This is a genomic window from Schleiferilactobacillus harbinensis, assembly GCF_008694105.1.
Classification (GTDB): Bacteria; Bacillota; Bacilli; order Lactobacillales; family Lactobacillaceae; genus Schleiferilactobacillus; species Schleiferilactobacillus harbinensis.
This window is the reverse complement of sequence record NZ_CP041364.1, coordinates 2,835,201-2,856,295: the sequence shown is the minus strand read 5'-3', so window position 1 is coordinate 2,856,295 and position 21,095 is coordinate 2,835,201. Positions and strand designations below refer to the sequence as shown.

Annotated in this window: 20 protein-coding genes and 1 pseudogene; 8 read left to right on the top strand and 13 right to left on the bottom strand. The window is 53.8% G+C overall.

What is annotated here, in order from left to right; translation table 11 throughout:
• Positions 1 to 71: 71 nt before the first annotated feature.
• Positions 72 to 833 carry an IclR family transcriptional regulator gene (locus tag FMM01_RS14140; RefSeq protein ID WP_146995078.1) on the top strand — a complete coding sequence of 254 codons (762 nt, stop codon included), beginning with the start codon at positions 72 to 74 and terminating at the stop codon, positions 831 to 833.
• A gap of 71 nt (positions 834 to 904) precedes the next feature.
• Here the strand turns inward: FMM01_RS14140 and FMM01_RS14135 are convergent, their stop codons facing one another.
• The 7 genes from FMM01_RS14135 to FMM01_RS14105 form a co-directional block, all read right to left on the bottom strand.
• Positions 905 to 2,284 (bottom strand): ABC transporter substrate-binding protein, encoded by a 1,380-nt coding sequence (locus FMM01_RS14135; RefSeq protein WP_223849963.1) that lies wholly within the window; start codon positions 2,282 to 2,284, stop codon positions 905 to 907.
• The gene (locus FMM01_RS14130) at positions 2,281 to 3,096 is read right to left on the bottom strand and encodes a carbohydrate ABC transporter permease (RefSeq protein WP_150392948.1); all 816 of its coding nucleotides are present in this window, start codon (positions 3,094 to 3,096) and stop codon (positions 2,281 to 2,283) included. The genes FMM01_RS14135 and FMM01_RS14130 overlap by 4 nt, the downstream gene beginning before the upstream one ends.
• The gene (locus FMM01_RS14125) at positions 3,093 to 4,025 is read right to left on the bottom strand and encodes a carbohydrate ABC transporter permease (RefSeq protein ID WP_150392947.1); all 933 of its coding nucleotides are present in this window, start codon (positions 4,023 to 4,025) and stop codon (positions 3,093 to 3,095) included. The genes FMM01_RS14130 and FMM01_RS14125 overlap by 4 nt, the downstream gene beginning before the upstream one ends.
• Positions 4,012 to 5,142: an ABC transporter ATP-binding protein gene (locus tag FMM01_RS14120; protein ID WP_150392946.1), complete on the bottom strand. Its 1,131-nt coding sequence runs from the start codon at positions 5,140 to 5,142 to the stop codon at positions 4,012 to 4,014. Before FMM01_RS14120 ends, FMM01_RS14125 begins: the two co-directional genes overlap by 14 nt.
• Before the next feature lie 225 nt (positions 5,143 to 5,367).
• Positions 5,368 to 6,006 (bottom strand): HD domain-containing protein, encoded by a 639-nt coding sequence (locus FMM01_RS14115; RefSeq protein WP_150392945.1) that lies wholly within the window; start codon positions 6,004 to 6,006, stop codon positions 5,368 to 5,370.
• Between the two features lie 16 nt (positions 6,007 to 6,022).
• Complete coding sequence (gene recA, locus FMM01_RS14110) at positions 6,023 to 7,192, bottom strand: recombinase RecA (protein WP_150392944.1); 1,170 nt, start codon at positions 7,190 to 7,192, stop codon at positions 6,023 to 6,025.
• Positions 7,193 to 7,300: 108 nt separating this feature from the next.
• Positions 7,301 to 7,816 carry an HdeD family acid-resistance protein gene (locus tag FMM01_RS14105; RefSeq protein WP_190973387.1) on the bottom strand — a complete coding sequence of 172 codons (516 nt, stop codon included), beginning with the start codon at positions 7,814 to 7,816 and terminating at the stop codon, positions 7,301 to 7,303.
• Between the two features lie 139 nt (positions 7,817 to 7,955).
• On the opposite strand from FMM01_RS14105, the pseudogene FMM01_RS14100 reads away from it, so the two are divergent.
• A pseudogene (locus FMM01_RS14100) lies at positions 7,956 to 9,691 on the top strand (ABC transporter ATP-binding protein).
• Positions 9,692 to 9,835: 144 nt separating this feature from the next.
• A complete protein-coding gene (locus tag FMM01_RS14095; protein WP_146995087.1) occupies positions 9,836 to 10,309 on the top strand; it encodes an Hsp20/alpha crystallin family protein in 474 nt (157 codons plus the stop codon).
• 309 nt (positions 10,310 to 10,618) lie between these two features.
• Here the strand turns inward: FMM01_RS14095 and FMM01_RS16580 are convergent, their stop codons facing one another.
• The 3 genes from FMM01_RS16580 to FMM01_RS14085 all read right to left on the bottom strand — a co-directional run bounded on the left by FMM01_RS16580 (position 10,619) and on the right by FMM01_RS14085 (position 12,080).
• A complete protein-coding gene (locus FMM01_RS16580) occupies positions 10,619 to 10,672 on the bottom strand; it encodes a hypothetical protein (protein WP_263405113.1) in 54 nt (17 codons plus the stop codon).
• Between the two features lie 207 nt (positions 10,673 to 10,879).
• Complete coding sequence (locus FMM01_RS14090; RefSeq protein ID WP_146995088.1) at positions 10,880 to 11,224, bottom strand: hypothetical protein; 345 nt, start codon at positions 11,222 to 11,224, stop codon at positions 10,880 to 10,882.
• Between the two features lie 22 nt (positions 11,225 to 11,246).
• The gene (locus tag FMM01_RS14085) at positions 11,247 to 12,080 is read right to left on the bottom strand and encodes a YitT family protein (RefSeq protein ID WP_027827899.1); all 834 of its coding nucleotides are present in this window, start codon (positions 12,078 to 12,080) and stop codon (positions 11,247 to 11,249) included.
• A gap of 244 nt (positions 12,081 to 12,324) precedes the next feature.
• On the opposite strand from FMM01_RS14085, the gene FMM01_RS14080 reads away from it, so the two are divergent.
• Positions 12,325 to 13,377: a D-alanine--D-alanine ligase family protein gene (locus FMM01_RS14080; RefSeq protein WP_150392942.1), complete on the top strand. Its 1,053-nt coding sequence runs from the start codon at positions 12,325 to 12,327 to the stop codon at positions 13,375 to 13,377.
• Positions 13,378 to 13,557: 180 nt separating this feature from the next.
• Positions 13,558 to 14,493, top strand: a complete 936-nt coding sequence (locus FMM01_RS14075) for a S1C family serine protease (protein ID WP_150392941.1) — start codon at positions 13,558 to 13,560, stop codon at positions 14,491 to 14,493.
• 78 nt (positions 14,494 to 14,571) lie between these two features.
• Here FMM01_RS14075 and FMM01_RS14070 read toward each other — a convergent pair whose 3' ends face one another.
• Positions 14,572 to 14,973, bottom strand: a complete 402-nt coding sequence (locus FMM01_RS14070; protein WP_150392940.1) for a hypothetical protein — start codon at positions 14,971 to 14,973, stop codon at positions 14,572 to 14,574.
• Positions 14,974 to 15,144: 171 nt separating this feature from the next.
• Here FMM01_RS14070 and FMM01_RS14065 point away from each other — a divergent pair, with 171 nt between their 5' ends.
• Positions 15,145 to 16,590 carry a DDE-type integrase/transposase/recombinase gene (locus tag FMM01_RS14065; protein WP_150392454.1) on the top strand — a complete coding sequence of 482 codons (1,446 nt, stop codon included), beginning with the start codon at positions 15,145 to 15,147 and terminating at the stop codon, positions 16,588 to 16,590.
• A 263-nt stretch (positions 16,591 to 16,853) separates the two neighbouring features.
• Here FMM01_RS14065 and FMM01_RS14060 read toward each other — a convergent pair whose 3' ends face one another.
• Entirely contained in the window at positions 16,854 to 17,441 is a 588-nt protein-coding gene (locus FMM01_RS14060; protein WP_150392939.1) for a hypothetical protein, read from the bottom strand.
• 167 nt (positions 17,442 to 17,608) lie between these two features.
• Between FMM01_RS14060 and FMM01_RS14055 the strand changes: the two genes are divergently transcribed.
• On the top strand, positions 17,609 to 18,703 hold the full coding sequence (locus FMM01_RS14055; RefSeq protein ID WP_027827903.1) for a DUF871 domain-containing protein: 1,095 nt from the start codon (positions 17,609 to 17,611) through the stop codon (positions 18,701 to 18,703).
• Positions 18,704 to 18,773: 70 nt separating this feature from the next.
• Here the strand turns inward: FMM01_RS14055 and FMM01_RS14050 are convergent, their stop codons facing one another.
• On the bottom strand, positions 18,774 to 19,724 hold the full coding sequence (locus FMM01_RS14050; RefSeq protein ID WP_162143222.1) for a CAP domain-containing protein: 951 nt from the start codon (positions 19,722 to 19,724) through the stop codon (positions 18,774 to 18,776).
• Positions 19,725 to 20,101: 377 nt separating this feature from the next.
• Between FMM01_RS14050 and FMM01_RS14045 the strand changes: the two genes are divergently transcribed.
• Positions 20,102 to 20,869 carry an alpha/beta fold hydrolase gene (locus FMM01_RS14045; protein ID WP_150392938.1) on the top strand — a complete coding sequence of 256 codons (768 nt, stop codon included), beginning with the start codon at positions 20,102 to 20,104 and terminating at the stop codon, positions 20,867 to 20,869.
• Positions 20,870 to 21,095: the final 226 nt, after the last annotated feature.

Here is a 21,095-nt window from a genome sequence, read left to right as displayed (position 1 = left end):
TGAATACCGGACCCTAGACACGGTACAATAGGGTAACAAAAGTTTCCATATAAGAAAGCGAGCCAATCGATATGCCTGAAACCACTGAAAAACTCTACGGCACCGTCCTGATCAAAGCAAAAGAAATCATGGACTTCACTCTGGCCGCAGACGAAGCACCCACCCTAATGACCATCAGCCGCGGCACCGGACTGACCAAACCGACGGCCTTGAAGATCCTCACTACCCTCTGCGCCCTGGGTTTCATGCACCGGGATGACGAAAGCCGCCGCTACTACCTGGGCACCCAGTTCATCCCCTACGCCACCAAAGCAATGAGCAGCTTCAATATCCGCGATGTCGCCTTCCCCGCTCTGGAAGCCTTGCGCCAAACCACCGGCGAAACGATCAATCTGGGCGTCTTGGAAAGCAACCAGGTGATGCTGATCGAGAAGTTAGAAAGCCCCAACTCCATTAAATTGAAATCCACCATCGGCGGCCGCATGCACTTGTATTCCTCCGCCATGGGCAAAGCGATCCTGGCCACCTTCACCCCCGACCAGCTGGCCGCCTACCTGCACCGCACCACTTTGCAGCCGGTGACCCCGCACACGCTCATCACCCCCACCGCCTTGAAACACAACATTCAAGAAATCAAAGACCGCGGCGTGGCTATCGATAACGAAGAAAACGAACTGGAAGTCTTCTGCGTCGGCGCCACGATCTACCGCCACCACCGCCTATTCGGCGCCTTCAGCGTCTCTGCCCCCAAATACCGCGTCCCCGAAGCCGCCCGAGCCGAACTGATCGACCAAGTGCGGGCGACTCAGGAAGCAATTACTGCTGAAATATAAAGAAATGACCCCGCAGACGGCTGAGGTTGCATCTGCGGGGTCATTGTCATTTTCCGAGGAGGAACAGGATACTATTTAGTGAAGACTGATTTCAGAATCGCGGCATTATTCTTATTCGTGTCGCGAATTCCTTTATTGACTTCGTCCTGTGCTTCTTGCAGCGACTGCTTAATATCCTTGCCGCCGTAAATCTGCTGCATCGCCGTGCCTAAATATTGATCCATCTGCGAGTTGACCAGGAACGGCCCCGCTGTCGCGGCGTTGACTTTGCCGGCTTGCAGCTGTTCGATCGGCACGTTGATGTCTGGATTTTTCTTGATCGCGGTCTGCAACGCGGCCGTCTTGACCGACGCCTTATTGACGGCAATGTAGCCCGTACCGATCTGCCAAGCTGCCTGCTGTTTGGCTTCCATGGCGTACTTGATAAATTCCCAAGCACCTTGCTGTTCAGCCTTCGACTTATCCTTGCTGATCCATAGACTGGCCCCGCCAGCGGCAACGCCGTTAGCCGGTACGCCGTCCGCATGAGCCGTGAAGGTCTCGCCCCATTTGAACTTAGCGCCCTTGGCAATGGTCCCCGCCGCGGCGGAACTCTGCATGAAGATACCGATCTTGCCCGCCAGGAACCCGGCCATTTGGTTCGCCGAAGCCGACGAGCCAGTACCGTAGTTCTGGAAACTGCCGTCCTTGATCATGTTTTGGACCCAAGCAAAGGTTCGCTGCATGGCGGGCGTATTCAGCTCGGCTGACGTCGCAGCCGCCGTGCGGCCATTATCTTTGTTCACGACCACAGCGTTTTGGTTCGCGGCTAATTGTTCCGGCAGCCACGGATAAATCTGCAGCGTCGCGCCTTTCACGGCGCCCTTGGATTTCTCCGTCAGTGCTTTGGCCGCCGCCCGGATCTCACTGTAGCTGGGGGACTTGGATAACGGCTTGACGCCATATTTCTTGAACAGATCTTTGTTGTAATACATTACACTGGACGAGGCGTTGAACGGCATGGATTGCAACTTGCCCTTCAGCTTGAAGCCGGAGAGAATACCGGGATAAAACTGGTTCAGGTCATAATGATCCGCGTCGGCGAATTGCTGAATCGGTACGTAATCTCCAACCGCCGTCATGGTCGGGATATCCGACTGCTGCATGATTGTCGGCGTGACGTTCGTATGCAGGGTATTGATGTACTTGGACTCCGCCAAGCCATAACTGCCCTCATACTGCGAGACGACTTTATACTTCGTCTGACTCTGATTGAAATTATCCACGATCTTATCCAGCAACTGCCCGTTCGGTCCGTTCATGGAGTGCCAGAAACTAATGACGATCCGGCCGGAACTGGCCTGGGCGGCATTGCGGGCCGTGGTCGTGAAGGCAATACCGCTCACCACAGCGAGGACGGCCAGCGTGGCGGCAATCAGCTGCCCCCAGCGGTGCCAAAACATTTTGCTCATGCTTTCAACCCTCCCGTATTCAAGCCCTTCCGGAAGTAACGCTGGCCAATGATCAAGACGATCAGCGTCGGCAGCAGGATCAGGATGGCAGTAGCCATGATGACGCCCCAGTTACTGAACGTATCCTGGGCCTGCAGCTGCTTCAAACCGACTTGTGTGGTCCGGTACTGATCGGTGAAGGTTGTGATCAGCGGCCAAAGATAATCATTCCAATGGGTCAGAAACATGTACAGCACGAAGGTCACGATCGTCGAACGAGAGTATGGCAGTACGATTCTGAACAGAAATTGCAAGTGATTCAAGCCGATCAATTGGCTGTATTCATGCAATTCGTTGGGGACTTGGAGAAAAGCCTGGCGCAGCATGAACACCCCGAACGCAGAGGCAAAGAACGGAATGGTCAAGCCGGCATAGGAATCCAGCCAGCCCAGGGTCCGGACGGTCTGGAAGTTCGGAATGATCTGGGCTTCAAAGGGCAGCATCATCGTGATCAGGAACAGTGCAAAGATCTGCTTCTTGAAGCGGAAGTCCAGAAAGGCAAACGCGTATGCCGCCAAAGTGCACAGCACCAGCTGGCCAGCCGTGATCAAGATGGCGATGATGAAGGAGTTCGCCATGTAGCGCAGGACCGGCGTCGTCTGAATGGCCGCGACGTAGTTAGCCAGCGAGATGTTGGTTGAGGTCAAGTGCCCGGCCGCAATATCGGCGGTGGGCAGCAAACTGGCCCAGATCCCGATCAGGATCGGTGCACTCATCAGCAGCGCCACCAGAATCAACCAGAAATAATGATTGGCACGTTTGAGTTGAGTCATTTGTAATACACCTTCCGTTCTGTGAAGTGGAATTGAAACCAGGTGGCGAAGGCAATGATCGCGGTCAGCACCAGTGCTTCGCTGGCAGCGATGCCGAAGTTGCGGTTGCCAAAGGCGTCCGTATAGACTTTGTAAGCAATAAAGTTGGTCGCATTGTCTGGGCCACCGCCGGTGATCAGGTCAATTTCGGTAAAGGTCTTGAACTTGCCGATGATTTCGACCACCAGCAGGAAGAACAGCGTGGGCGAAACCATCGGGATGGTGATCTTCCAGGTTTTCTGCCAGCTGGACCAGCCGGCTAGATCCGCCACGGCATAATAATCGTCAGGGACGGATTGCAGCGCGCCCAGCAGGTTCAGGAACGAGAAGCCGGTCCCCATCCAAATGCTGACGACGACCAGAATGATCATCGCCCCGGTGGGATCGGCCACCAGATTGTTCTGCTTCACACCGATATCCTTCAACAGGATGCCCAGCACCCCCACCGAGGGGTTGAACAGGAAGAGGAACAGTACCGACGCGACGGCGCCAGAGATGCCCATGGTGGACGCAAAGGCGGTGCGGAAGAAACCGTTGCCCCGCATCTTTTCAGTCACCATGCTGGCGAGAAACAGCGCCAGGGCGATGGTCCCCAAGCCGGCGGTAATCACGAAGATAAAGGTGTTCACGAGACTCTTCAGGAATAACGGATTGCTGAAGATCTCGGCATAATTGCTAAACCCAACAAATTGGGCAAGTTCGCCCCGAACATTGGTGGAAAACAGACTTTCGATCGCGGTCATGATCATCGGGTAGAAAGTGAAAACGGCCAGAATGACCAGTGACGGCAACAGGAACCAGAGCGCCGCGTTGGTCTTTTTCAGAAAACGGCCCTTGGTGCCTGATGTGGTCGTACTGGGAGCGGCGACTGGGGTGTTATGCAATTCCATCAAGCACACCTGCCTTTTCGGGGATCCCCTTATTATTCACGGCGAAACCGCTCTTCTCATCAAAGAAGTGCAAATCGGCGGCATCAGTGGGCAAGGTCGCGTAAACGATCTGATTCTCCGGTACCGGATATTGTTCCGGTACGCTGGCAATAAATTCGTGGCCGTTGTTGACCAACGTCACCGAGGACTCCCGACCGAGATTAGCGACCGCCATGACCCGCACGGGGAAGCTGTTTTCTGCTGGCTGGTCATGCAGCTGAATCTTTTCCGGCCGAATGCCCAGCTGGTAGGCGCCGGCCTGTAAATCGAAGGGCAGCGGCAGTCGAACGGAATGCTGATTGGCATCGGTCAATTGCAAGGTGGCCAAATGCTCCAAGGCATCGATGGTGGCGTCAAACATGTTCATCTTCGGACTGCCGATAAAACTGGCGACAAATTCATTGGCCGGGTGATTGTATAGATCCAAGGGTGTGCCGACTTGCTGAACATGGTGGTCATTGAGGACCATGATCCGTTCACCCATCGTCATTGCCTCCACCTGATCGTGGGTCACATAAAGCAAGGTCATGCCAAGTTCTTTATGTAACTGGACCAGTTCCTGACGCATTTCGGTACGCAGCTGAGCGTCCAAGTTGGACAAGGGTTCATCCATCAAGACCAGCGAGGCCTTGGTGGCAATGGCCCGGGCCAGCGCCACCCGCTGCTGCTGGCCGCCGGATAATTCCTTAGGTTTGCGGTCCCGCAGTTCAGTCAATTGAACCATCGCCAGTGCGTCATTGACCCGCTTGGCTTCCTCCGTGGTATCCAGCTGCAAGTTATGCAAGCCGAAACGGATGTTTTCGGCCACACTCATGAACGGCAGCAGTGCATAGTTTTGGAACACCATCGCCAAGTGGCGATCCTTCTGCGGCAGGTCGGTGGCTTTCTGGTTGTCGAAGTACACATCGCCGGACGTGGCCGGAATCAACCCGGCAATGATCCGCAACAGGGTGCTTTTTCCGGAGCCGGATGGACCGACCAGAACGAAGAATTCGCCCTCTTCAATCTGGGCGTTGATTTCGTCTAAGACAGAGGTGGCGCCGTATTGCTTTGTCAGATGATCAAGCTTGATGTACATAGAATCCCTCCTCATATTAGGAGCACCGGTGTCGGCTTCTCCACTCAGAGAAGGGCTGACGCCTACAAACGACTACACTTCCTAGTTTAAGGGTGGCGTGTAACAAGTCATTGGTGATTTCTGTCATCCTTGCGCCGCATCCGGGTAAAGATTGTGTCACGTGTCAAAACAGGGTAAAAAAAAAGACCGAAACAGTGAAATTCTGTTTCGGTCTAGGGGTGCTGGTTATTTGCCGATCTCTTGGAAGTACTCTTTGATAAACTGCTTCATGAACGCTGTCCGCTCGGTTGCCATTTGTCGGCCAATTGGCGTATTCATCGTGGCGGCCAGCTTAAACAGCTTTTCGTAAAAATGATTGACGATCGTGCTGGGCTGGCGGTAATTGGCGGCGGTCAGTTCTTGGCGGGGCGGAATATGCGGGTCGTAGTCGGGATTGCCATGAGTGGCGCCGTAGCGGATAGCGCGGAAGATGCCGACAGCGCCCAGGGCGTCCAGGCGGTCGGCGTCTTGGACGATCTGGCCAGCCAAGGGTAATTGTTGGTGCGTCTCGATGTTTTTACTAAAGGACATGTGGTCAATGATGAAGGTGATTTGATCAATGCGCTCCTGGGTTAACCCCACTGCGGTGTGCAGCGTTTGGACCAGCGCGGCCTTGGCCGCCGCGGTATTGGCGACCAGCTTCTCATCATAGTAATCATGCAGATAGGCCGTACTTAACACCAAGTCCTGGTCAGCATCGGGATAAGCCGTTAACAGCTGGCGGGCATTGGCCGCCACCCGTTGAATATGGGCAAAATCGTGGCCGGACTGATCGCCGGCCGCTTGCTGGCGAGCTAGGTCAATAATTGCTGGTAAGTGATCCATCGAAACGCTCCTTTAATTAAGCCGCCGGGGTGGCCGGTGCCGCAGGCGTACTTTCAATATCTTCGGTCTTGGTGGCATTCGCGGCCGTTGGCTTGGTCGGTGCCGGCTCTTTGTCGTCTGGCGCAGGCTTAGTCTGGTCATCATCCTTAGGCGGATCGGCCTTGGCCCGGATATCCGCCTCAATGGCGGCAGCCGTATCGGGATGATCATTCAAGAACTGCGCGGCATTCACTGGCCCTTGGCCTAAGCGCGTATCCTGGTAAGAATACCAGCTGCCGCTCTTTTTGACGACCGCGAAGGCATCGCTGCTGCCCAGAGCGATCATATCCGCATTCTTTTCAATGCCGTGACCGAAGTACATGGTGGTCTCGGCCACCTTAAACGGCGGGGCGACCTTATTCTTTACCACTTTGAGCTTGCTGACGAAGCCGACGTTTTCCTTACCGTCTTTGACAAACTCGCCCCGGCGCACTTCCAGCCGAATCGTGGCGTAGAACTTCAGCGCCCGACCGCCGGGCGTGACGTCTGGGCTGCCGAATTGCACGCCGATCTTTTCCCGCAGCTGATTGATGAAGACGACCAGAGTATTAGTCTTGTGTACTTCCCCAGCGAGGGAGCGCAGAGCCTGGGACATTAAGCGGGCTTGCAGACCGACGTGGTTGTCCCCGATCTGACCTTCAATTTCTGCCGCCGGTACCAGCGCGGCGACCGAATCCACGACCACCATGTCCACGGCGCCGGAGGTGACCAGTTTCTGGGTAATCTCCAGCCCCTCCTCGCCGCTGGCGGGTTGGGACAGCAGCAGGCTGTCGATGTCCACGCCCAGCGCCTTGGCGTAAACCGGGTCCATGGCATTTTCTGCATCAATGTAGGCGACGGTGCCGCCCTCTCTTTGGCATTCCGCCACCGTCTGCAAAGCGATGGTCGTTTTCCCGGTACTCTCAGGACCGTAGACCTCAACGATCCGGCCCCGGGGGAACCCGCCGACGCCTAAGGCCATATCCAAGGATAAAATGCCGCTGGAAATGGTTTGGATGTCCATGTTGGGCTTCTCCCCCATTTTCATGATCGCGCCTTTGCCGTATTCTTTCTCAATATCCGCCAACGCTTTTTGCAATGCCTTGGCCCGTTCCGGTTTCTCCTTGAGCTGCACGAGATCCTGTGTTTTCGCAATTGTCTTGGCCATGCGATCGCCCGCTTTCTTCACTCCCTATTATACAAACAAATGTTCTTGATTACCACCGCAAGCAACAAAAAAACTGGCCCCGCAGGACCAGTCAATAAGTAGTAGAAATCAGAACGCCCGGGTCAGCAGGATGACGCCGAAGATCAGCAGGTATGCTGCTACCAAGTAGGCCAGAGTAAAGATGGAATAAAACGGGTTGATCAGCATCATGATGCCGACGATGATACCCAGGATCCCCATCACAATGTTAAACGTACGATGCAGGGAGAAATCCGCTGCGGCAATTGATGCGATCGAATCCACCAGGAACCACGCCGCAAACAGATAGGCCATGAAAAACGTGCTCAGCATACTGTTGGCAAACAACAGAATAGCGAACAGGATATCCAGAATCCCAGTGAGCAGCACATAGGTCGGGCGCTTGACGCCCGCCTTGCCCATGTCATACCACACGGCGATGTCCATCACGCCTTTGAACAGGACCCCCAGGGCAAACGCCCACACGATCCCCTGAAACGCACGGCCGGGCCGGCTGAACGCCCATAAGCCTAACACAATGAAGATAGCTCCCAAAATGGCCAATGGCCAACGGAACCGTTGGCGGGGAGACTCAAATCTATCCATAATCACAAACCCCCTTTTCCTTTCTATTTTCATTCTACCATGTTGGCTGACCAGCAGACCGGTTAGTGGGCGAAGCTGGAAATCGGCAGGGTGGGCGAAACCAGGGTACAATTAGAGGATACACAATGGAGGGATTAAGATGTTCAAATCGACGATCTGGCGAATGCTGCGCTTCTTTGCCCGCCAACTGGCTGACGCCAAACATTACTTAGCCCTGGTGATGGTCATGCTCGTGGCTACCGCCGGGATTCAATACGCGATTCCGCGGATCACCCAAACAGTGATCGATAAAATCATTCCCCAACAGGCGGTGTCTCTGCTGCTGCTCAGCGTTGGCGGGCTATTGGGCCTGACCGCCGTCAACGGCCTGCTATCCGCCGGCAGCAGCTACTTGCTGGCCCGGGTGTCGCAAAACGCGGTCTCCCGGCTGCGCAACACCCTGTTCACCCATGCCCTGGGGCAGGACTTCGCCTTCTTTGAAACCAGCAAGACAGGGGACTTGATGGTGGTGCTCACCAGCGACGTCAACGCCCTGCAAGGATTGCTGTCACCCAACGCCTTGGGCCTGGTGGGCAGCGTGCTGACCGCGCTGATCGTCCTCGTCATCATGTTTACCCAGAACGCCCTGCTGACCGGATTGATCGTGCTCACTTTTCCAATTCTATTTATGGTTAATCTCTTCTTCACCCGCTTAATTCGCGGCGCTTGGCGGCGGGTGCGGCAATCCTCCGGGGTAATGAACAACCAAATTCAAGAAAGCCTGGCCAATATCCTGCTGATCAAGAGCATGGCGACGGAAGACCAAACCGCCGATACCTTTGCCCAAGTTAATGAGGATAATCGGAAAAATCAGCTGGCCGCCACAAAGTATTTCGCCGAGTTCTCTCCGCTGATCGACTTTGTCGACTATCTGGGTACCGCCCTGATCATCGGCGTCGGGGCTTACCAAGTGATGGGCAAGAACTTCACCGTCGGTGGTATCGTCGCCTACCTATCCTACTTAGCGATTCTGCAAGCCCCAGTGCGGTCCTTAACCAACTTGATCGATCGGTTCCAGCAAGCCGTCGTTTCCTATGAACGGATCGAAAATCTGATTGCTCAGCAGCCCCAAGTCATTGATCCGCCTCACCCGCAAACGCTGGCGCCATTCCATGATGCCGTGGCGTTTCAACATGTTGATTTCCACTACAGCAACAACGTCGCGATTCTCAAGGATGTATCTTTCACCCTGCCCAAGGGCGAAACCGTCGCCCTGGTTGGCTCTTCGGCGCCGGTAAAACCACCATCACCAAGTTGCTGGACCGGTTCTACGATGTCACCGCCGGCGCGATTACTTTTGACGGCACCGACATTCGCCAAGTCCGCCGCCATGATCTGCGCCGCCAGATTGGTGTTGTTACCCAGGATGTGTTATTACTGGACACGTCGATCCGGGATAACATTGCCTACGGGCTGGGCTCGGTCACCGATGAAGCCATCTGGTCCGCTGCTGATGCGGCCAACATCACCGACTTTATCAAGTCCTTGCCGGACGGCCTGGATACACGGGTCGGCGAACGGGGCGTGCGCTTATCCGGCGGGCAGAAGCAGCGGATCGCCATTGCCCGGATATTTCTCCAGGATGCCCCCATTGTGATTCTTGACGAAGCGACCGCAGCCTTGGATAACGAGACGGAACGCTACATCCAAGACTCCTTTGATCGGCTGATGACCAACCGGACCAGTCTGGTGATTGCCCACCGATTATCCACCATCCAACACGCCAGCGAAATCTTGGTTCTGGAGCATGGCGAAATCATCGAACGCGGCACTCACAAGGAATTATTAGCTAAGAACGGCCGCTACGCCCAGCTTTATGCCTTACAGTTCAAGTAATCTCAGAGTCGGCGGAAAACTTCCAACCAATTTTAGCAGACAGTTGACACAAGCGCTAATTCCTGATAACATAATAAGTGCAGTGAGGGAAAAGGACATCGGTTCTGATCCCCATTGGTACTTTACGAAAGGAAGTTTTCTGTTATGGCGAATGATATGATGACGCGTCGGAATAACAATGATTTGATGAGTGACGATCCGTTCTTGGATAGTTTGTCCCATCGTTTCTTCGGCCCGATGTCTAATTGGATGGATTGGTTTAATCCGGCAATGAACACCACAGCTGTTAATGGATTGCGGACTGATGTGAAGGAAACTAAGGATAATTACATCACCCGCGTTGATATTCCGGGTGTCGACAAGAACGACATTAAACTGAATTATCACGATGACGTATTGAGCATCAATGTGGTCAAGAAGGACGTGGCAGATCATGCCGATAAAGATGGCAACGTCTTAATGTCCGAACGCAGCTACGGTGCAATGAGCCGCAGCTATCAACTGCCTAACGTTGATGTGAATGGCATTAAAGCCGAATACACTAATGGTGTGCTGACAGTTACCCTGCCAAAGATGTCCGTGGACAACGAACACAATCACAACATCGACATTCAGTAACTTTGATCCACGTCCAGCGGCCTGAGCGGTGACTGGACGCAAACGATCAAGTGTGACCGATAAACCGAATACCAAAAGAAATCCCAAGCTAGCAGTGAAGAAACTGACTGGTTTGGGATTTTTTTTAGAGGGCGAAGCCGACCGCTTGAAACTTAACAGGTTTCTATTATAGAATATAGACATCAAAAAAAGGAACACCACTGTCATAGTGTTCCCTCCAGCAAGCCGCTTTAAAGGCGGTGGCAAGAATTAAGTTGACTAACTGGTCGCCTCGAACTTCGCCAAAAGTTCAATCGGGACGGCTTTTTTTTACTTGTCGTCGTGGTGCATGATGGTTGCGACGAGTAACCCGAACGCAATCATCAGCGACAACGTTTGGAAAACGCTCACTGGCTGTGAAACCTTTCTGCGGATTCTTCCATGTTCCCATAGCCTCACCTCACAAGGAAAAGACAGCCACCGTCCTTAAAACTTCCTGCTGAAATAGTATATCAGAAACATCCTAGTGAGCCTATAAAAGGGCGCTCAGGGTCGTTGACTTACGACCCTGGGCGCCCTCAATTGATTTGCCTACCCGCGAATAATCCGGTCCCGAAACTTCTCCTGAACCTTATTCGCCAAATTCTGCATCAGCATTCGTCCCTGACTGCGGAAGGCCGCTTGAAAGCCGCCTGCCGGCGCGGGGATCGTCGTCAGCACCTTGCCGGTGGCATCCTCCGTAATGGTCAGCTGATCATCCGCAAAATGGGTGGTGACGTAAGACCCTTCCAAACCTTCCATCAGGATCTCCTGGACGTAATCCGTAATTGCCTGCTGGATCACCGCATCCACCGTTGTTTCAATATGCCGGGACTGCAACTCTTTGGCCCGTTGTTCCGCTTGGGCCAAATCTTCTGGAATCGATACACTTGCCATTATCGTCCGCTTCTTTCTGAACCTAGAAAATTCCCCCGTGGACCGCGGCGACATCAGCTACCGTAATGAACGCCTCCGGGTCAATGGCCAGGATCTGCTTCGTCAAGGACTGATAATCCGCCTGTTCCACCACAATCATCAACATTTCCCGCCGTGCTTCAGAGAAACCGCCGGTCACGGGTAAAACCGTTAACCCGTGGGGTAATTGTTCGTTCACGACCTGCTTAATCTGAGGCAGGGCCGTATTGCTCATCACGAACACGGTCTTTTTCCGGTCCAGCCCAGTTTCAATATAATTCATGATAATGCTGGTCAATACGATGGAGAAAACAGCGAGGATAAAGGCTTCGATCCCGCTGACAAAAATGTTGCCGAGGGACACGATCAAGTCGACGACCAGCAGCCCCACCGAAGTTTTCACCCCGAAGTATTTCCGGAAGATCAGCGGGGGCACCGTCGTGCCGCCGCTGGAGGCGTCAATCCGGTACAGCAGCGCGACGCCGACAGCAAAAATCGCACTGCCGACGATGATTGCCAGCAACCGGTCATTGACGATTTTAACCTGAGGAATAATACCCAACATCAAGGGCAGCGCAAAACTGCCCAGGATGATCCGGCCAGTCGTCGCCTTGTCCAGGAAAATAAAGGCTGCCACCAGCATCAGCAGATTCACCGCCAAAGTGGTCAGCGCTACTGGCCAGCCAAAGGCCACTTCACCGAGGACTGCGATCCCTGTCGCCCCGCCGGCGGCCACGTTATGCGGCGCATAAAACAGATTGATACTGACTGCAATGATTGCCAGGGCCAGGGCAAACACAACATAACGGCCCACAATATGATTGGTAATTTTACGCATAGATTCCCTCTTTCTTGGTACAGATTAGGTTGGTACCTATATTTAAATTTTAGCATCAATTTCATGGGCAAGGCTAGTCGGATGCTCGGATAATATGCTATGCTTAAGGTTCTCTAAACGGACAGCTCAGGGATTTCTAGAAGATCGGCCGGCAAGCTCTGCGTGACGCGCGCCAGCCCCTTCCCGACTCAGGTAGTCGGTCAGCGATTCCTGGCTGGACCACACAATGGAAAGTGGGATATAAATGAAAATCGTAGTCTTAGCCGGCGGCCGCAGCACAGAACGGAACGTCTCTTTGTCGTCGGGGGCGAAAGTCGCCAACGCTTTGCGGTCCAAGGGCCATGAAGTTGCCTTGGTTGATCTGTTTCTCGGCTTGGATCTGGAACATGCGGGCGCCGTGGAGTCCCTTTTCACGAAAGAACAAAGCCAACCCAAATACGAAATCTCCGATGAAATCTTGACCGATGAAGCGATCAACGCCCTGCGCACCGACGGCACCCGCGGCCTGTTCGGCAAAAACGTGATGGCGGTCCTGGAACATGCCGACATCGTCTACATGGGTCTCCATGGGGAAGATGGGGAGAACGGCAAGGTCCAGGCGGTCCTGGATCTGTCTGACATCAAGTACACCGGTTCCGGCACCTTGGCCTCCGGCGTCGCCATGGATAAAAAGGTCTCCAAGGAGATCATGAAGTATAACGGCATCCCCACGGCGGACTTTATTGCCGTGCGGGAGGATCAGCGCCATTCGTTCACGATTCCCTTCGGCTACCCGATCGTGGTCAAACCCAGCAACGGCGGCAGCAGTGTGGGCACCCACATCGTCCATACCGCCGACGAACTGGACGCCGCACTGGATGATGCCTTCCGCTTCGACGACGAAGTAGTCATTGAAGAATTCATCAAGGCCCGGGAATTCTCGCTGGGAATCGTCAACGGTCAGGCCATGCCGGCGATTGAGATCCAAGTCAAAGACGGCTGGTACGACTTCAAGCATAAATTCCAGCCGGGGCATACTGATTTCATCACCCCGCCAGATATTCCCGATGATGTGCATCGCGAAATGCAGCAACTGGCCTTGAAGACTTTCTCCGTCTTAGGCATGGCCAATTACGGCCGTATCGACTTCTTCTGGAACGCCGACGGACTCTATGTCATCGAAGCCAACTCCCTGCCCGGCATGACGCCGCTGTCCCTGCTGCCGCAAGAAGCGGAAGCGGCCGGCATCCATTACGCTGACTTGTGCAACAGCATCGTCATGGGCAAGTGGGATCTGTACCAGCACAGCAAACGCTAATCGTTTCATATATTCATTTAGATCGCATCTGATTGGGCGCCCAATCAGATGCTTTTTTACGTCATCAATTATGCAGAAAAGTCATGATTTGGTCCTGCTTTCGCCCCCGCTTATTACTTTTTTCTTCCGATTTGTTCGATATAGTAAAGACAATCAAGAGAACGAAAGGAAGACATCCAAATGAGTAAAAAGAATGATCAGACGACCGTTAAGAATCATTACCAATCCAAAGTCGTCCTGTTAGCCTTATCCACTGCCCTGCTCGGCGGCGGGGTTGGTGGCGGTGTCGTTTATGCAGTCAACCAAAATCAGCAAACCGCCACCACAGCCGCCGATACGACGACCACCAGCACTGCCGCCACCACGAATCTGTCCACCACGACAGCAGCCAGCGGCACCGCCAGTGCGGCCTATAAGAAAGTTGCTAACGCCGTGGTTTCTGTCATCGCGACCCAAACCAGCACGGCCAGCGACCAAGACGCCGGTTACGGGTATGGCGGGTACGGTCAGGGGCAATCCCAGTCCACCACTTCTGAAAGCGAAGGCAGCGGCGTCATCTTCAAGAAGAGCGGTGACAAGGCCTATATTGTCACCAACAACCATGTCGTTGACGGCGCCAACAAGCTGCAAGTCCTGCTGAACGATGGCACCAAAGTCACCGCGACGCTGGTCGGCACCAGCGCCAGCAAAGATATCGCCGTCTTGGCCATCGACAGCAGCAAAGTGACCACCACAGCCAGCTTCGCCAATTCCAGCACCATCAGCGCCGGTGAATCTGTCTTGGCCATCGGCTCCCCGCTGGGGTCCGAATACGCCAATACCGTCACTGAAGGGATCGTCTCCGCCACCAGCCGCACCGTGACTGTTGCTGAAGATGATGATAGTCAAAGCACCACAACGATGAAGGCCATCCAGACCGATGCGGCCATCAACTCCGGCAACTCCGGCGGCCCGTTGATCAACCTCAACGGTCAAATCATCGGGATCACCTCCATGAAGCTGTCCGGTGAAACCTCCAGCGGAACCACCGTGGACGGCATGGGCTTCGCCATTCCCAGCAACGTCGTCGTCGCCACGATCAACAGCATTATGAATAGCGGCAGTCAAGCGTCATAACCTGACCCTTACCCGCGGTAATCACAACGCCGGCCATCTTTCCCAGTTCAGGGAGAAATGACCGGCGTTTTTGTCCGATTATTTGCGGTCCAAAACGATTTGGTGCGCGCTGACCAAAGTAATGAGATACTCCGGCGCAGCGGCTAAAATCGCCCGAACCTGATCAATATCTTGAGTGAAATGAGTACCGATCGGTAAGTGATTTTCAGTCAAGGTCAAACCGATCGGTAACCGTTTGGTCTTCTGCAACTGTTTCTCAATATCCTCTACCTGTTTACTCTGCATATAGGGCATGGACGCACTGGCCGCGGACGGGCCGCTCACGAACATGCCGGTCAGTGCCCCGCTTGCCATGCTGCGCAGCGAATTTTGATTGAAATGCGTGGATAAACCAAATACCAAATCAAGCAATGCCGGTTCAGTGATCGTAATCGGTGTTTCCTTCGCCGCCATGGCGGCAACAAGCTCTGTAATCGTCATTTTTCTCCCCTCCTCAGGGAATCGGGTACTGTCAAAAGACGTACCTTTCTTTCTGCTTTCCGGGTGCTTTTCTTGCCTTCAGGCAAAAGAAAAACACCCGGATTTTTCTCTTGTTCTGGTATCCTAGGTGTACACAACTACAACTAAGAAATTCCGAAAAGAGGAATCCGAGTGCATACACTATTGATACAGTATTTAATTGAGATAATCAAGTACCAACGCCGTTTAATTATTTTGTTGGCGTTATGGCTGTTCCAGTTCATCAGTAACTCGCGCATGCCCCAGCCAGACAAGCCAATCTACAAACGGTTCAACCAGTTTGAAGTAGACGAAGCAGTGCCCCTGCTGGCCGCAGACATTCAGCCCGAGAAACTGGACTATCAAGAGCTTTTAGCCCAACACCTGACGGATACCGGCAAACCCATCAAGGCTGTGCGTCGACGCAAACCGATTGATTTTCAAGCACTTCGGTGTGCGCGGTGCGACGCACCGAGCGACTACCTTTACGCCAACAACGGCAAAGGCGGTCAGTTAGAGTGCAAGGTCTGTCACTTCAAGTTTCAACGACGCGACGGCGACTACAAGAAGGACGTATCACTGCGCTGTCCGTATTGCACACACGCACTGTACCTGCATAACAAGCGCGTGAACTTCGATGTTTGGGTCTGCCCAAACGACAATTGCTCGTATCGCCAAGGCAAGGTAGCTCAGTTATCACCCAAACAACTGGCCGCGTTCAGTGCCGAACCAACCCGGTTTAAAGTCCGCTATACGTACCGGGATTTTCGTTTTGAGCTGAAGAGTGTCGACGCCGACTCGCCAATTCAAACAACTGTTGACCTGGGCCGGATCCGCGCCACACCGCAAGTATTGGGTCTGGTCTTGACCTACCACATCAATTACGGCATGTCGGCCAGGAAGACCGCGGCCCTGATGTACGACGTGCACGGTATCAAGATCTCGCACCAGACGATTCATAACTATGAAGAAGCGGTGGCCGCCGTCGTTCGTCCTTTCTGGGCGAACTATCCGTACAAGCTGTCTGAGGAACTGGTTGGCGACGAAACCTACATCCGCGTGAAGGGCAAGTGGAACTACATCTTTTACTTCTACGATGCCCTGAACAAGCTGATTCTGGCCGATTACGTCACACCGCATCGCACTAGCGAATCAGCGGCCATCGCGATCAACCAGGTACTGCAGAAGTTTGATGTGATCCCCGAGAAGCTGCGCTTCATCGTCGATGCGAACCCCATCTATCAGGTAGCCCGAATTTACTTTGCCAAACATGGCATCAACTTCGACATCAAACAAGTCATCGGTCTGAAGAACAAAGACGAAGTCTCTACCGAGTTTCGCTACTTGAAACAGATCATTGAACGTCTGAATCGCGAATATAAGGGCCACTACCGCTCAACGACCGGCTTCGGCTCAGCCAAAGGCTCAGCCAGCTACACAACACTGTTCTCAGCGTGTTACAACTTCTTGCGGCCGCACGAGGCGCTGAACTATCACGTCCCTGTGCCAATCGATGCAGTGCTGGCCCACGAGCGGATGTTTGATAAGTGGCTTGCACTAATCGCACTCGCTCAGGAACAGCTGCCTGTCGCTGCTTGATCACCTGACGAAGAAAATCTCAGGCGCTCTATTTGTGTGCGTTAGAAACATTCTAGCGCCGATATCAGTGCATCAATATCGTTTGAATAAGGAAAATCATTCTTTGATTAAACTGATCTCTGCCGCCCACCTCCTGAACCACGGTTTTGACTTTGAACTTCACTTTTCCATGGCGGTTTTGACGTTACCGGGAATCGGGCCGAGTGGTCTTTGCCAACACCAAAAGTATATACCGATCATGTGTCGAACGACACAATAAACACTCAGTGATCCATGCGCTGCAGGTAGGCATCCGTAGCAACCACCGTGGAGAAAGGATCCGCCGCAATCGTTACCCACTCATTCCGGCCGGCACCGCGGGGATGGCCCAATACCGCACTTTGGACGTGCTGCCGGGTAGTCCTCACGTGCAGCGTATAGTAGCCATTCTCCGTGGCCGTCGCCGAGCCGACTGCCCCGCCAAACAGCGTATCGCCCTTCTTGAGATACGTCCCGTTGGTCGGCTGCCCAGGCGTCACTAACCGGCTGGCCCGCTGATAGCGAATCGTTGTTTGACCAGCCCGAAACGCATCAAACAGCGGGGCGCTGGTCGCGGCAATATACCGGTAACTGCCCATCAGCTGCTGCGCAACCGCCGCTTGCTGCCGGGCATCAATCGGCAGCTCTGGTGTCCGTGATCCATCTTGGATAATATGCACCGCCTGCCGGCGCAGCACTCGGTCCAGCTCCGGACTGCGTGTTTGCTGCACCGTATACGTAAACCGTACGGTCACCGGTGGCTCCCAAATGGCAAAGGCCAAGACCAGCACCCCGACAACCAGCCCAACGATGACCAGCACTCGCTTTTTCACGCCCATCCCCTCCCACTTTTCCTACTTTGAGTATGGCTGAAAGCGTTGCCTTAAGCAAAGAAAATGCCCACGTTCCCTTGTGCCCTTCTTCCCCAACTGCGTATAATTGAAAGTGCATACACGGGTGCTGCAGCACGCACCCCATCTTGAGGAAGGAGATTCATTTCATGACTTTTCGTCAACTCGGATTATCTATCTATCCCGATCACAGCAATTTCGCAGAGGATGCCAAGTATTTAGACCTGGGTCACAAATACGGCTTCACCCGGATTTTCATGTCCATGCTGGAGGCCACCGACCCGGAAGCCACCAAGGCCAAGTTCAAGAAAATTATCGACTACGGTAACAAACTGGGGTACAAAACTGTCCTGGACGTTGCCCCGCACATTTTCGACCAGCTGGGCATCAGCTACTCTGATCTGAAGGTCTTCGCCGATTTAGGTGCCGCCGGTGTACGTTTGGATACAGGTTTCGATGGCGCGACAGAGGCGATGCTGTCGTACAATCCCTATGGTTTGATTATTGAGTTGAACATGAGCAACGACGTGGCCTATTTGGATAACATTCTGAGTTATCAAGCCAATGAGCCGTTTATTTACGGCTGTCACAATTTCTACCCGCAAACCGGGACGGGGCTGACCTATGATTTCTTCGTCCGGGCCAGCGAACGCTTTAAGAAGCACGGCATCCACACTGCTGCCTTTGTTTCCAGCAAACACGGCGATCAAGGTCCGTGGAACGTCAACGACGGCCTGCCCACGCTGGAACAGCACCGGCACCTGCCCATCGCTGTCCAAGCGAAGCAGCTTTTCGCCACCGGCTTGATCGACGATGTCTTGATTGGCAATGCCTATGCCAGTGAAGACGAATTGAAGGCGCTCAGCGAACTGAATCGCTACCAGCTGCAATTCGACATTGATTTCGTCCCGGCCGTTAATGCGGTGGAAAAGGACGTGGTCTTGAAGCCCCAGCACTTCCGCCGCGGGGACGTCAATGCCCTGGTCGTTCGGTCCACCATGCCGCGGGTCACTTATCAGGATGAACCCAACCCGCCCCATGACAATACTATCGAATTCCAGCGGGGCGACGTACTGGTCGGCAACGATGATTTCGGCCACTACAAGAATGAATTGCAGATTGCGCTGGAACCCCATCGCGATCCGCGCAAGAACAAGGTCGGCCGGATCAACGAAAACGAGATCAGCCTGCTGGATTACGTCCACCCCTGGACCAAGTTCCGCTTTGAAACTCATCATGAATGATTAACCAACCAAAAAAGGCGATGCGCCGTTTTCTCTTGTCCAGAAAACGCGGCATCGTCTTTTTTAACGGTCAGAAATTGACTGTGACATATTTCGCATCGATCCATTGGTTACCTCCTACTTCATACCAGGTTCGGCCAACGCTGTCCTTGGCGACGGCGTTCACCAGCCAGCGGGTACCGTTGGGCAGCATCCGTTTGGTGAACCGCGCACTGGGACCATAGCCATTGAAGAGGCCGACCCCGCCGCGATAATCAACCGTTGCCACCCGTTTCGGTGCCGCTGTCTTGATCAGGGCGGGCGTCAAGGTCGCTGGATTGGACGGTTGATACACAGTGGGATACTGCGCGCTCAACCCATTCTGGTGAGCGTAGTTAAAGTAAGCCGCCGCTGCATTATATTGACTGGCTGAAACGTTGCCGCCAAAATCCAAGGCATTGTAGACAATGTAATTGCCATCCGTGTCTTTCTTCAAGGCAAAGGCAATGCCCACATCGGTAAAGTACGGGTTCAACAGATTCTTCCGGTGACCATAATCGGCGACCCCATAATCGTCGTAATATTGGGCTACCGTCTCCACGGCCAGGGTCTGGTCGTCCGTGATCGCGGGCTTGCGTAGATTGCCGAACAAGCGGGTCACGCCCACCGGCGTCGAAGCCAGGTTCTCGCCAGTAAGGGCGAAGCCCAGTTTGTTCAATACCGTCGGCTGCAGCGGATCATGCTGCAGATGCGGCAGTTGCGCATTCTTCGCCACGATACCGTTGGACCAAGCCAGCGTGATCGTATTGTTCAGCTTCAGCGCCGGTAAATGGTTCTGCGCCCGCAGCCGATTGATCTCGGTGAGAATCAAGTTCTTGACCACCGTGATATTCGGGGTATAGGCGGTCGGCTCAGCTGCTTCCACTAAATGCGGGGCCATGGGCAGCGAGACCCACATATTCCCGCCGCCGGCTAATGCTGTGATGGCGCCCACCACGGTGAATGCTGTTAATGCCGAATGTTTTTTTGTTGTGATCATCATTGATCCACTCCTTGCTATCCTCCACATCATGATTATCTTAGAAATACAGAGTTTAGAACCATCAATATCTGATGGGTCGCTAACAGATCCCGCCAAGTTTCCCACAATTGCCTCAGTTAACCGCGCCGGCCGGCGGATTACTTCACTTGTGCCCACTTTTGGCAATGGATCACTGTTAATTGCCCCTGCATCCCAGAATGTGTCTTCGTTTTTGCAGTACCTGATGGGTTGATTTCACAAACTATTGATAGAAATGCCTTTTTGTCGGCATTTATTCTCATTGTTGATTGTGAATAAAAATACTGGTCGGATAAGCGCCAGAATACCGCCGGGCAGCCCAACATCGTACAATAGGAACAGAAAGAAGGGATCGGCCCATGACCAAAAAAACGCATCGCCGCTGGCCGCGAGTGGTCGGTTGGACCGCTGGTGTCCTCAGCACCATGGCAATCGGCGGCACCGTGTGGTGGCAAAGCCAGCTCAACGCCATTCGCCACCTGACCGTCCGGCAAACAGACATCGCCACGGTATTCATTCCCGGTTATAACAGCAACTCTTGGACATTTTCGCCCATGATTCAGCGCTTCGCCCGCTACGGCATCGCCACTGATGCCATGACCATCAACGTCAGCGCGAATGGCCACCTGGCCATTGCCCGCCGGGCGGCCCTGAACCAGCGCAATCCGCTGATCAATATCATTTTTGCGGATGCCCGCAATCCAGAGAAACAGACGACCCAATTGCACCGCATCATGACCAAACTCTACACCGATTACGGGGTGCACCAAATCAACTTAGTTGGCCACTCCATGGGCGGTTTTCTAGCCACCCGTTACATTACCCAGCCGCCCACCGCCCAGCAGCCGGCGGTGGTCCGCTTTGTGAACATTGCCTCCGGCGGCGCCCGGGCTGATAGCGATCTGGCCGATTTTCCCAAGAACATTGCCGTGCTGGCCATCGGCGGCAATATTTGGGGCACCCGCAGTGACTGGCAGGTACCGCTGGCTTCCGTCCAGCATTTTGCCAAGACCATTCCCCAGGCCAAGCTGATCACGATCACCGGGTCCCCGCTCACCGCCTACCACAGTGCCCTGCACCAGAATCCCCAGGTGGATCGGGATATCGCCCAATTTCTGTTCCACTGATACAGATTTCGATTTAAATAACTACAGTTGTCAGTCAAAACTCTTGTAATCGGTTCCACGATATGATAGATTGTAACCATTAAGATTGTAAGCAATCAATTCCCATCCTGGGGTGGGCTCAGTCAAACCATTAAAGGAGTTAATCTATTATGCAAAACACAGTTCCGAACCCTGTACCAGAAAAGAACCAAACCGGCGCCGGCGTGGGGACCGTCCCGGCGTCTGT

Excerpts from the sequence above, each read along its gene's own strand:
- FMM01_RS14140 (WP_146995078.1), top strand. The coding sequence starts at position 72 with ATGCCTGAAACCACTGAAAAACTCTACGGCACCGTCCTGATCAAAGCA.
- FMM01_RS14135 (WP_223849963.1), bottom strand. The coding sequence starts at position 2,284 with ATGAGCAAAATGTTTTGGCACCGCTGGGGGCAGCTGATTGCCGCCACG.
- FMM01_RS14130 (WP_150392948.1), bottom strand. The coding sequence starts at position 3,096 with ATGACTCAACTCAAACGTGCCAATCATTATTTCTGGTTGATTCTGGTG.
- FMM01_RS14125 (WP_150392947.1), bottom strand. The coding sequence starts at position 4,025 with ATGGAATTGCATAACACCCCAGTCGCCGCTCCCAGTACGACCACATCA.
- FMM01_RS14120 (WP_150392946.1), bottom strand. The coding sequence starts at position 5,142 with ATGTACATCAAGCTTGATCATCTGACAAAGCAATACGGCGCCACCTCT.
- FMM01_RS14115 (WP_150392945.1), bottom strand. The coding sequence starts at position 6,006 with ATGGATCACTTACCAGCAATTATTGACCTAGCTCGCCAGCAAGCGGCC.
- recA (WP_150392944.1), bottom strand. The coding sequence starts at position 7,192 with ATGGCCAAGACAATTGCGAAAACACAGGATCTCGTGCAGCTCAAGGAG.
- FMM01_RS14105 (WP_190973387.1), bottom strand. The coding sequence starts at position 7,816 with ATGGATAGATTTGAGTCTCCCCGCCAACGGTTCCGTTGGCCATTGGCC.
- FMM01_RS14095 (WP_146995087.1), top strand. The coding sequence starts at position 9,836 with ATGGCGAATGATATGATGACGCGTCGGAATAACAATGATTTGATGAGT.
- FMM01_RS14090 (WP_146995088.1), bottom strand. The coding sequence starts at position 11,224 with ATGGCAAGTGTATCGATTCCAGAAGATTTGGCCCAAGCGGAACAACGG.
- FMM01_RS14085 (WP_027827899.1), bottom strand. The coding sequence starts at position 12,080 with ATGCGTAAAATTACCAATCATATTGTGGGCCGTTATGTTGTGTTTGCC.
- FMM01_RS14080 (WP_150392942.1), top strand. The coding sequence starts at position 12,325 with ATGAAAATCGTAGTCTTAGCCGGCGGCCGCAGCACAGAACGGAACGTC.
- FMM01_RS14075 (WP_150392941.1), top strand. The coding sequence starts at position 13,558 with ATGAGTAAAAAGAATGATCAGACGACCGTTAAGAATCATTACCAATCC.
- FMM01_RS14070 (WP_150392940.1), bottom strand. The coding sequence starts at position 14,973 with ATGACGATTACAGAGCTTGTTGCCGCCATGGCGGCGAAGGAAACACCG.
- FMM01_RS14055 (WP_027827903.1), top strand. The coding sequence starts at position 17,609 with ATGACTTTTCGTCAACTCGGATTATCTATCTATCCCGATCACAGCAAT.
- FMM01_RS14050 (WP_162143222.1), bottom strand. The coding sequence starts at position 19,724 with ATGATGATCACAACAAAAAAACATTCGGCATTAACAGCATTCACCGTG.
- FMM01_RS14045 (WP_150392938.1), top strand. The coding sequence starts at position 20,102 with ATGACCAAAAAAACGCATCGCCGCTGGCCGCGAGTGGTCGGTTGGACC.